The 10,401-nt window shown below is 42.3% G+C and carries 12 protein-coding genes; all 12 read right to left on the bottom strand.

Features of this window, described 5'->3' with window-relative positions; translation table 11 throughout:
- Positions 1 to 200: 200 nt before the first annotated feature.
- Positions 201 to 1,220, bottom strand: a complete 1,020-nt coding sequence (virB11, locus tag INT22_RS04575; RefSeq protein WP_193067756.1) for a P-type DNA transfer ATPase VirB11 — start codon at positions 1,218 to 1,220, stop codon at positions 201 to 203.
- On the bottom strand, positions 1,217 to 2,506 hold the full coding sequence (virB10, locus tag INT22_RS04570; protein ID WP_193067755.1) for a type IV secretion system protein VirB10: 1,290 nt from the start codon (positions 2,504 to 2,506) through the stop codon (positions 1,217 to 1,219). Before virB10 ends, virB11 begins: the two co-directional genes overlap by 4 nt.
- Entirely contained in the window at positions 2,503 to 3,282 is a 780-nt protein-coding gene (locus INT22_RS04565; RefSeq protein ID WP_193067754.1) for a TrbG/VirB9 family P-type conjugative transfer protein, read from the bottom strand. Before INT22_RS04565 ends, virB10 begins: the two co-directional genes overlap by 4 nt.
- A complete protein-coding gene (locus tag INT22_RS04560) occupies positions 3,279 to 4,052 on the bottom strand; it encodes a virB8 family protein (protein ID WP_193067753.1) in 774 nt (257 codons plus the stop codon). Before INT22_RS04560 ends, INT22_RS04565 begins: the two co-directional genes overlap by 4 nt.
- A gap of 197 nt (positions 4,053 to 4,249) precedes the next feature.
- Positions 4,250 to 4,699: a hypothetical protein gene (locus INT22_RS04555; RefSeq protein ID WP_193067752.1), complete on the bottom strand. Its 450-nt coding sequence runs from the start codon at positions 4,697 to 4,699 to the stop codon at positions 4,250 to 4,252.
- Positions 4,700 to 4,726: 27 nt separating this feature from the next.
- Positions 4,727 to 5,677, bottom strand: a complete 951-nt coding sequence (locus INT22_RS04550) for a type IV secretion system protein (protein ID WP_193067751.1) — start codon at positions 5,675 to 5,677, stop codon at positions 4,727 to 4,729.
- A 13-nt stretch (positions 5,678 to 5,690) separates the two neighbouring features.
- Entirely contained in the window at positions 5,691 to 6,302 is a 612-nt protein-coding gene (locus tag INT22_RS04545; protein WP_193067750.1) for a type IV secretion system protein, read from the bottom strand.
- Positions 6,299 to 8,680, bottom strand: a complete 2,382-nt coding sequence (locus INT22_RS04540; protein WP_193067749.1) for a VirB4 family type IV secretion/conjugal transfer ATPase — start codon at positions 8,678 to 8,680, stop codon at positions 6,299 to 6,301. The genes INT22_RS04545 and INT22_RS04540 overlap by 4 nt, the downstream gene beginning before the upstream one ends.
- A complete protein-coding gene (locus tag INT22_RS04535; protein ID WP_193067748.1) occupies positions 8,643 to 9,023 on the bottom strand; it encodes a hypothetical protein in 381 nt (126 codons plus the stop codon). The genes INT22_RS04540 and INT22_RS04535 overlap by 38 nt, the downstream gene beginning before the upstream one ends.
- A gap of 38 nt (positions 9,024 to 9,061) precedes the next feature.
- The gene (locus INT22_RS04530) at positions 9,062 to 9,367 is read right to left on the bottom strand and encodes a conjugal transfer protein (RefSeq protein WP_193067747.1); all 306 of its coding nucleotides are present in this window, start codon (positions 9,365 to 9,367) and stop codon (positions 9,062 to 9,064) included.
- Between the two features lie 12 nt (positions 9,368 to 9,379).
- Complete coding sequence (locus INT22_RS04525) at positions 9,380 to 10,030, bottom strand: lytic transglycosylase domain-containing protein (protein ID WP_193067746.1); 651 nt, start codon at positions 10,028 to 10,030, stop codon at positions 9,380 to 9,382.
- A 205-nt stretch (positions 10,031 to 10,235) separates the two neighbouring features.
- Positions 10,236 to 10,401 (bottom strand): transcriptional repressor KorB C-terminal beta-barrel domain-containing protein (locus INT22_RS22020; RefSeq protein ID WP_446718929.1); only part of this gene is annotated, 166 nt, incomplete at its 5' end.

Below are 10,401 nucleotides of genomic sequence, written 5' to 3'. Positions count from 1 at the left end.
CCCCCGCCGTAGCGGCGGCAAGGGGTTTTAAAAGTACAGAATCAAACCCATATACCGACATATAGACTCGATATGTCCAGAAAGATACATCTTCAATAGGGAGGTTAAGCAACTTAAACAATAAAATACCAGCTGCAAATTGCCCTGCAACAGCCAGCAACGTAAGTATCAATAAAAAAACAAAAACAACGCCAATTTTTTTACCCATCGTAAGCTTCACCCATTAACAATTTTTTTTGACCTTCAGGGTTATAATAAATACCTTCGAGATAAGTACCCCGCCAAAAAAGAACTAAATCAATTGTTTTTCTTACTGTCTCAAGAATAAACGAATAATCTAGCGTCATACCAATGGGCGATTGTTTAACAAGATCAGCTAAACGAGCATGGCATGATTTTGCATCATTAAAATGAGCTGACGTAATAGAGCCACGATGGCCAGTGTTCAGTAATTCAAGATACCCCCAGGCTTCATCACCTTTAATCTCAGTCAGAAAGACATGATCTGGTTTCATCCGCATACACGATTCAATTAGTTTTTTGGGGGTAATTTTGGTGCCATCACGGTAAAGCAAACGTACATGGTTCGGATGCTCTGGCAAATCTAGCTCCAAACTATCTTCAATCGTGATATACCGACGCGACGCCGGATAAAGGTCAGCCAGTGTTTTCATGAACGTGGTTTTACCCGATCCTGTGCCACCACCGCAGACAACATTCAACTTATGATCAACTGCGAGGCGGCACATGGTTTCAATATCACCGGCATTAATAGCATCTTTGATAGCAACCTGATAAGGCTCAAGATAAGACGCTTCAGCGGAAGCAACAAAGGCGTTGTCAAACCTCCCTGTCGTCCGGTAATCCTGTAGCGTAAATCGACAGGTTGACGGCTTACGAATAGTAATAGAGCAATTAAAAGACGCGCAGGCGGGAGGGGCGATAATCCAGCCACGCTCCCCAGAGGGGAGCGTAACAGAGCAAATAGGATTTTCTCGGGAAACTTCGTTGTTATTCAAGATAGCCAACGAGTTAGCAAGTTGTAAAAAACTATCTTGAGTTACATTATTATTATAGTGACGCTCCCAACAGCCTTTTACTTCAGACCATATTTCACCTGGTTTATTAATAGCAACTTCAGTAATACCAGGTGTTTCTAGCAATTCCGTAATGCCCATTTTGCGCAGCAAATTACGCGACGTGACGGTACGGTCAATCATTGATGCACCCCCTTGACAGTATAAACAGAAGAAAAGTCAACATCTCGCGCCACACGAATATTTAACAACTCGCCTTGATTGACGTAACCAGTCGGTGGAATATTAATTGACTGTTCAAGAGCTATTTCAGCCATGTTTTTCACGTTATTAGTTGACGAACTAAAATTCGTTCCTATTTGTTGGTTCTGGTCACTTAATCTATTAGCTAAGACTTCTAAACCGTCATCAATTAATGACAGCATAATTGCACCGCCAAACCGATCCCAAAAATGATTGTCAATAAAGGCGTCAACACCAGACGCGCCTAAGCTATCCGTCGCGAGCGAGTCAAGACGCACACGGATACCGCCCGCCGTGTCAATTTCATTCCAGGTCATAAAGAGCCGCGCTTGGCCTTGAGTTAATGTCAGGCTTTGCTCGCCGTATGCAACGCTATTACGTTCGATCAATACACGCGATCCGTCAGCGCTATAAACGTCACGTGTAACAACACAAGACGAAAGCGAGGGGTACGTACTCACAACGCGATTTTGCAGCACACAAGGGATATTTGTACCTCTACGCAGCATTAAGCCCAAGCCCCGTTGCTTCCATGCAGCACCAGGAGTATAAGCCCCCCCTTGCAGCATCGCGGTTACGCCGTTACGGCCACTTCCTGCACTTCCTGCACTTCCTGCACCTCCTGTGCCTAGTAGACCTTCACTTGGTTGCCCAAATCCTTCCCCACCAGAGGTTTGACCGATACTCCCCCCACCACCAACACCTATTAAAACGTCTCCTTCAAGACGGCGAAATTCTGGGGCGTTCGGATCAGGCTCATCTTGAACGTTAAGAGCCGTTTGCCCCCTTGCCTCTGCCGCTGGGGGCATAGGAACAACCGCATCAGCACGCGCCTGAGCTTCCAGCTCTCTACGCATACGTTCGGCTTCTAAACGCTCCGCCTCACGTTGTTCTGCTAGTCGGCGTTCTTCCGCTCGACGCTGGGCTTCCCTTAATTCCTCTTGATAGGTAATGAGTCCTGGGCCGTCCGATACTTCACGTTCAAGCGTGGGATCAGGTTCAGCAACAACCTCAGACTTCATAAGAAAGTTACTAACAATAAAATAACCAAAACCTGCAATAGCAATAATGCCAATAATAAAAACAAATAAAGCTATGGCTATCTTATTTTTTTTCCGCTTTACGGGTATATCTGCTTGAATATCTCCCCGATCTTCAACAGCAGGGTCTGAGGCTGAGGTATTGATTACATCATCATCGTCATCGGAAATATGGTATTGACTCATTTTGTAACCCTCCGCTCTCCGCCGATGGTGCTGTTATCGTAATTAAATGTTGCTCTTTTTAAGCTTTCCGTTTTAACTCCTAGTACCTCATCACCAAGCCGGAAGCGGTATTCTTCCGCAACACCATGAATAACAATAACATCGTCTTCTGTGTGCATATTTGTTAGAACTTCTTCCCCCGTTGGCGTAACACGATAAATTGATGGGAGGTCTTTGCTGAACGGATAACGGAAACAAGTAAAACGCCCATCATCCCAAGCCGCGTGTGGTAATAAGCTTTCATCGCCCCAAGCAGAATAATTAACATTCACAGTGCCATTCGTGTTCGTGCAAGCCAATGGCTTATCAGAACTAGGCTCAAAAGCCTGTGGTGGCTCGGGATAAATAAATCGAACGATGTACGCTGTTTTAGATGGGGTTGGTGATGATTCTAGCGCTAACGCATAAGTACGCCGATTCGTTACTAGCGTAATATTAGTATCAGGGCTGTTGGCTCGTGGTTTCATGAAAATATTATTGCCACGAACACCAATTGACCATGCTTGTGCGTCGCCTATCCCTAGACCCGCTTGCGGCGCTTCCAGGGTTTCCCCTTCCTCCAGCTGTATCAATGTAGAAGATCCAGGCGCAACATGAATAGAAACCACGTCGTCAGGATTATACATCACGTCTTGCACCCGCGAATCAAACTCCGTGCCATAAGGTGACGTAGCAGCCGAACTAATCAAAGGCAGAGCCAATAACGATAGCATTAAGAAAACAGGCGCTTTAATCATTCTTCCACCCCGCTTTCTGGGTCAACATTATAGCCCACGACTTTGAAATTAAGTGGGTTCAATAATCGTTCAGAATACGTCTTTTCTTCGTTCGGATAGTCATAGCTGATCGTGGCAATCCAGTTTCTGGCCGGAACACCGTAATCAGAGCTACCATCTACATTAGTAATTTTTTTATTAAAACGAACCTGGGCTACGTCTCCAACAAAAGTAATGTTTGTTATTGTGACTTCAGCTCGTTTCTTTTCTCCCAAAATCTCTAACGCAGAATTTTCAGAACGTATAACACGATCATAAGCCGAAAAAATACGGTCTGAAGATAGTGCTTTAACGCGGTCGTAATTATGGCGAATCATAAACCAATCGTATGACTCTCGAGCTAGAACGTATTGCGCAACAAAGTGACGCGTTACAGCTTCTTGCTCTGATATACCACGATTTCCAGTAAGTGGCGTTGCCACTTCAACGTATCCGCTGGTGTTATCAGTACGTATTACATAGGGTTCCACGCTTTTTAACGGCATCATAAAAGCAATGGCAACTGCCATTGCAATTGTTGCCAAGCCAAAAAAACACGCGAAAAAAATAGCAAACTTAGCAAGTTTACGGTGTTTATCAGCTTCTGATTTTTCAAGCTTCTTTGTTTGTTCAATTAAGCGCTTTGCTTCTTTTTTCGCCAAAGGGTTATTACCGCTTTTTTCTTCACACTTGTTTTCTTCGAAATGCGCTCTCTGTATATTTAAAGAAGATTTTTTTTTAAGACCCAGCATAATTTAAAACCTCACCAGTTACGGGATGGTGAACATTAATCGGTGAAACTTCACCAACTGGATCAGGCGGGGGCGGTGCTTTCGTTGCACACCCTGAAACTAGAAAGATTAAAAATACTGCTACTACTTTTTTCATTTTTATCTCGCTATCAGAAACTATCAGAAAAATACCTTAAAAATTCGTGCGCACGAAAAAATCACTCACTTATTCGGGTGTAAGTCATTTCTCCGCGTTTCAAAGGAACTCCTTTTTGCACCAACACATCTTCTTCAGGCTTATAAATAATACGAACATCTGAAGCATCATGCGTATTGCTCAATGTATTTTCTGAAGATACTTTTAAAGAGTATTCGTCTTCATTCTGTGTATCGCTATCGCCATATACACGCGCCTTAGTGGAACCTTCCTCGTACCGCATTGAAGTATTTTCAATTTCATTTATATGCAAGTAATCATCAATGTCGTTAGTAGTTATATCTAATAAAACGTGTGTGGTTCTCGTATAATCAGAGCCTTCATGAAATTCTTCTGCTTCCCATTTCCCAAGAAAATTGTCGGTTGAATTTTCTTTGCAACCAGGAAGGAATGCTACCGTTAAGGCAAAAAGACTTCCTAGAAAAAGCTTTGATTTATTCTGAGGGAACATAATTTTATCTCCTTACTAAATATTAAATTAGCCCAAACGGCGGTTAGGTGAAATCTTATTATTTCCTAAAGACCCAGTATTTCTATTTCTAGCAAAAAACATTGCAGGCTTTCCTAAAAGCGCACTAGCTGCCCCTGCTGTACTACCGACAACACCATTCAGGCCGACCCCTCCTGATAAGGATGATGCCAATGTAGGTATGACAGTAATTGTGCCTATTGACACAAGATAGACAACAAAGATTATCAACACCTTATGATCAGGTAATGATAAATCTTCGGAGTCTAAAATCACTATGTCACTAATCAATGCCTGTTGTAGTGAAAACAGCATCGAAAATAAAGCAAACAAGAGCATGTAGTTAACTAGCTGATTAACCCATAGTGAAAAATAATTCCTTGTTGACTTGAAAAAAGCACAAACAACAAAGATAGGGCCAAGCGCTAAAATAACACTCACAACTAATTTAGCTACAAATAGAACAAGCAGAGATATGGCAACATAAATCCCCCCCATAACACCAATAACAATTGATGCTCTTACGACGTTCATAAATGTGTTTATATCAACGCCATTCCACTTAACAAAACTGGCATTTTCCCACATTTTGCTAATAGTCTCGCTAATGTTCGTTAGCATCCCATCCAGAACATTAGCCGTAGTACCTGCCCCGCCACTGAAGGCACCTGCCACAGCTTCAGGAGCCGAGGTTAGTAGGGGTAAAACTGTTCCCGTAAAAAAACCAGCATTAAGCCCGAACGACATTATCGCGGATAATCTGAAGAACTCCCAAATTAGTTCTGTATAAGGACGCTCTTCATTGATTTGCCGAATTGCCCACACAACAAAATAAAGCACTACGGCAGGGCCAGCTACCGCAGTAACAATAGTAACTAAATCGGCCACTCCTCCACCCAGGAGGGGTAACATAGTGTCGTCAATCCAATCAAAGAACAGCCCTGCAATTTCAATTTCCATAAATCACCTTTACTCAGGGCTCAGGATCAGCAGAGAAAATGTCAGCTATTTTTTTGACTGCCTGACTTTCTCTTAACTCGCGATCACGCACCATTGTATTTTCAAGGGCGACCATACGGTTCTGTTCTAACTGAATTGCGGCTTGCTCAATAGCAATGGCATTTGCCAGATCCTCACGCTGTTGAGGTGTATCAACTACATTAGCCCTATCCATTAGCGCTTCAATATTTGCTAACCGCTGGGTTTGTGCGCGATACGAGCGTTCTGCTGCAAGCATTGCAGTTAACTCTTTTTCGTAGTATTCCTCTTTAGCTGGGTCGTCCGATATTAATTCGTATTTTTCCGCAAGAGCTGAAACATCGTAATCAAGGATATCTGACCACTCACCAGACTCAGGAATATACGTAAATAGTTCAGAGTCATATAACATACGGCCAATATTGTCATTACCCGTCATGCTTTCTAGCTGATCTTTTGCATTTTCCAATATTCTTTTTGTTTCCAAAATTTGTGCCGTCATTTGCGCAAACGTTGACGCATCAAACGTAGGAATACCCGTTGCATGAACTGAAAATGACAAAAGACATGCACAAACACCTGTCACTAAACGACTAATTTTTTTCATGCGACCTCTCCTTTTAATTTATTTTTCTCCCGTATACGCTCACGGAAAACGGGCAACCACACATCAGGGTCATCATTCCCAAGTTCAGTTATCAGTTTATCAACTTCTTCAATAGAACTATCAGACGATGAAATAATGGGCATAAACTCATCAAAACCACTAAGATTAATGGAAGCAATTGCAGAGTTTCGACCCTGTTTAATGATGAACTTTCTAGAGTCTTTTCCTAAAAGCAAAAGTTCATCAAAATCTTTTCTAGAAACACCCAGTTTTTGATATCCCTCCCAGTTTGCATCAACGTTAGGAAGTAAATTTTTTGTTGGGGTCTGCTGAACAATGTCGTCAACAATAAGACAACTCAAAGCGCTTTCTGGAGATTGTGAACTCAGCATGCAAATCTCGCCCTTCAAACGACCCGCTTTCAAAATCTTTTTAATTTCATTAGCCGTCATCGGATAGTTAGCAGGTGCCCAAAACTCTGCAACCATCGTAATAAGAGGTTGCCCCTTTCGAGCTTGCTGCATCATATTTTTCATTTGAAACAATGTTGCTAGCAATGGCTCTGTCACTGGGTTTTTTTCAACGAGGAGCGGAGTTGCATCAAACCCAACTCTAAACATTTCCAACGGATTGAATTTATTAGTAGCACTATCCAGTGCCCAGGCATGACGGCCCTGTGTGCTATGCACCCACTGCGCTAGTCGTTCACGTAACCCGTTCCCACCCCTTTCAGGAATGTTTGCATGCACATGGCTTAACCGACGATCCTGTGATTCATCAAAATCCATCACCGTATCAACAGCCATTTTAATCTGAGACTTCTCTTCAGCCGATGTATTATGTCCTGCCAATAATTCGACTAGCTGATAGAGAAAGTCACGGTGAGACGGCGAATCAGGCCACTGGAAAGGGTTGATACCAGAATCAATGCCAGGTTCAATCCTGAAATAGACGCCACGTAGAGGCCCACGGATGTTGTTAATCATCGACTTGTTATAGTCAATTGCAAAAATAGCCGGATCAAAGCGGCTCATGTAATTGACAATTACCGCTTCAAGAGTTGTTTTACCAGCCCCTGTCATCCCCAAACTGAGAACATGACCTGGCTCTGCATCGCCACGATTATCAACGCCTATAGGGGTTACATGCGTATTGTAAAAAAATATACTCCCATCGTCGGTTTCAAGCGGCAAAATGGCACTTCCATCACCGATTGGATTACCCGTTGCTTTACCAGATGGGTACGTATGCAGTGAGAAACCACACGCTAAATTCCGTGTCGTTTTGGGTTCTTTAAACGATTTGTATTTTGAGCCAGGAAAAATAGATAAATAGGTAAAGATTGCAGACGCGGTTGCGCGCCTAAATGAGGTATCACCAGAACCGGAAAAATTAGCAACTAAATTATTTGCAGCGTCAAGCGTTTTAGATGGTGTGTCGCCAAATACAATTAATGCGCCTTGATGTTCTCCAAAAACAAGCTCACCTGACGATACAAAAGGCTTAGCAGCATTTAGTTCATCAACTAAATGATCAGGTGTGTTTGAGCTTGATTTTAGCTTGTTACTTTTACTATCAAGCATTTTCAGTGTTGTATGGCTAGGCCAAAAACTAAAAGATTGACTAAAAATAAACTCACAAGGCTCTTTTAGAAGAAAGTTCCACTGGCCCATCTTGCCTTCTGTTGGATGTGATCGTAGGTCATACATAGCACCATAACGCATTTTACCCGAACTCGGACGAAACTCAGCAAAATCAAAGCCTAGATACACCGAACCTTGATCAATTAGATCAACAATATATTGGCTGGATAATGGAACTTCGGCATCGTCACCCGATGCCAAGAAAGATAAAAAAGAACCTATTTCGCTTAAATTTACGCCGTGAACATTTATTTTGACACCTAGTGTCCGAGGAGAAAATTCACTCAAACTAGACTCAATAAAGCTGAGCAGTTGCTGAACTTCCTTAATGCCCGCATCTAGATCGCCTTTGTATTTGAACACAATGCTAAAATAATAACGTGTTTGAAAGAAGGAGCCACCTTTAAACCTACTGGCGTAAAGTGAATTAAAATCATCAAGAAATTCATTATCAAAAAAGTAAGCACCTTTAACATCTACACGGCGCTTGACTGTATGGCACACGACTGACAAACGGGGGCCATTGATCTTGCCCATCTCATTTAAAACACGCGTCTGCCTATTAGAAAAACGGGTTAACACTTCCGTCTCAACTGTGTTGAATGGCATTCCATCAAACTGTAAAACGCCCATTAACCGCTCTTTATCAAGGGCAACCACATTATCGGCAACATGATAACGATATTGCGGGGAATGTTCACTTAGTGCTATGGCGCTTGATGAACCTTTCAGCATTTTCAATCTCCTTTTTATGAGTTTGTTTCATACTGGTAACTTCAATAACTTTTACACCGCGTAAAAGTTTAATTAAAGCCCCCCTCAGTTCTAGCATTCTGATTTCCATAGCACGGGTTTCAATTGCGCATTCAAGATGTGCCCAAACAAAAAACAACAGCAGCACAGACATAATGCAGAGGCCAAACAAAACCCATTTCAAAATCATTACGAAAATGAAAAATGAGGCAATGAGCGAACCCATGAGTGATAGCGCTAGCATGAGAGGTACACCAAAAAATAATGGTGTATGCCCTGCCCCATTGAAAGTTACGTAACGAATCTCTTTTTCTGAATCGCTCATTGCTCAAAATCCCCAATCCCTATTGTTGTTTATGTGTTTTAAGAACCCCAAATTGCCCACATAAACTCACCTGCGAGGATGATTCCACCAGCGATAGCAACAAAACCCAATGATTGGGCAACATCCCCCCAAGTGCCCTTTTCCAAAAACGCCAACATCACTTTATATAGCATGTAGACCAGCACCACTACGGCCAAAAAACCGTAGGCCCAAGCCCTGAAACCCTCAAGCGCGTTAGTTGCAGCGGCTAACCCACCTGCTGCAGCAAATCCGATAGCTGGAAAAAGCACCAACATTAAAGCAAAAAAACCAATGCCAACTGTATTGCTATTAATCATTTTCATTTCAAAAATCCTTTAGCTAGAGAGTTCGTTAAATACATCCCACAACGGCCCGTCGTCGTGGGGAACGGTGTCTTCAACCGCTCGTAGTTCTACTTCCTGATTGTCTGTTGTCTCTAGGCCCACCTCCTGTGTGAAATTAGTTATAAAATCCGGAACCTGATATTCACCAGACGCCGATGCGTAAAACTCAGATGGAATTTTCTGGCGATTAATCAAGAAACGTTCAATATAGCTATTGCCGTTGCTATCGTCAGGCTGAAACCCACGTGTAAAATTATTGCTGTAATAGCAACTTAAAGCCGCACGCAAAGCTTCTTGCTGCTTTTCATAACTATCTAAAGCTCTATCGAAGCAGTTATTTAGAACCTCACTGCTGGCTCTTAAATTTTCACAGGGTTCAAAAGCTGTTTCTACAGTCAGCCCCAATGCTTCAAAGTTGTGCATATTTATTTGCCCAAGCCCTAAGCTAACGTTATACCCCTGATCCATTAAATTTTTAGCGGCGTCGATTGCTTCGGTTTTCGATTGAGGCTGATTAACAAGCTCTAAATCAACAACACCTATAGCATAAGGATTGCCGCTCGATTCGTTTTTCACTAGCGTTTGCATAGTAGCTGGGTGAACTAACGGTGCGCATTCTTCAACTAAAGAAATATCAATCATATTATTAAACCAAGCACTATAAGGTGGTGTTAGTGATTTTATATTTTAACAAATAAATTTAGGCTTAACTATAGCGAATGTCTTACACGGTGTAAGACATTCGCTATAAATAAACGATTATTCACTTTCCAGCATAATATTTAATAGTCTTTAACACTCATCCAGAAAAGTGCTCACTAACCGAGCACTTTTCGTGCGCACGAAATTAAACGGGGATTACGGCTATAAACTCAAGCTCAGAGCATAAAACCTCACATTCCGAACCATCATCATTAATCTTTATCCAGGCGTATCCATAAGTTGCCCTCCTGTCGTGCATTAATTTTGCTTCACGGCCATCGTGACGAAGCAGCACAACCGAGCTTTTAACT

The sequence above is a fragment of the Halomonas sp. 3D7M genome, from assembly GCF_014897885.1.
Classification (GTDB): domain Bacteria; phylum Pseudomonadota; class Gammaproteobacteria; order Pseudomonadales; family Halomonadaceae; genus Vreelandella.
The sequence above is the reverse complement of the archived record's forward strand: the minus strand, read 5'-3'. Positions and strand labels throughout refer to the sequence as shown.

What these genes read in the sequence shown, in the direction of transcription:
- virB11 (WP_193067756.1), bottom strand. Translation starts at nt 1,220, where the DNA reads ATGATTGACCGTACCGTCACGTCGCGTAATTTGCTGCGCAAAATGGGC.
- virB10 (WP_193067755.1), bottom strand. Translation starts at nt 2,506, where the DNA reads ATGAGTCAATACCATATTTCCGATGACGATGATGATGTAATCAATACC.
- INT22_RS04565 (WP_193067754.1), bottom strand. Translation starts at nt 3,282, where the DNA reads ATGATTAAAGCGCCTGTTTTCTTAATGCTATCGTTATTGGCTCTGCCT.
- INT22_RS04560 (WP_193067753.1), bottom strand. Translation starts at nt 4,052, where the DNA reads ATGCTGGGTCTTAAAAAAAAATCTTCTTTAAATATACAGAGAGCGCAT.
- INT22_RS04555 (WP_193067752.1), bottom strand. Translation starts at nt 4,699, where the DNA reads ATGTTCCCTCAGAATAAATCAAAGCTTTTTCTAGGAAGTCTTTTTGCC.
- INT22_RS04550 (WP_193067751.1), bottom strand. Translation starts at nt 5,677, where the DNA reads ATGGAAATTGAAATTGCAGGGCTGTTCTTTGATTGGATTGACGACACT.
- INT22_RS04545 (WP_193067750.1), bottom strand. Translation starts at nt 6,302, where the DNA reads ATGAAAAAAATTAGTCGTTTAGTGACAGGTGTTTGTGCATGTCTTTTG.
- INT22_RS04540 (WP_193067749.1), bottom strand. Translation starts at nt 8,680, where the DNA reads ATGCTGAAAGGTTCATCAAGCGCCATAGCACTAAGTGAACATTCCCCG.
- INT22_RS04535 (WP_193067748.1), bottom strand. Translation starts at nt 9,023, where the DNA reads ATGAGCGATTCAGAAAAAGAGATTCGTTACGTAACTTTCAATGGGGCA.
- INT22_RS04530 (WP_193067747.1), bottom strand. Translation starts at nt 9,367, where the DNA reads ATGAAAATGATTAATAGCAATACAGTTGGCATTGGTTTTTTTGCTTTA.
- INT22_RS04525 (WP_193067746.1), bottom strand. Translation starts at nt 10,030, where the DNA reads ATGATTGATATTTCTTTAGTTGAAGAATGCGCACCGTTAGTTCACCCA.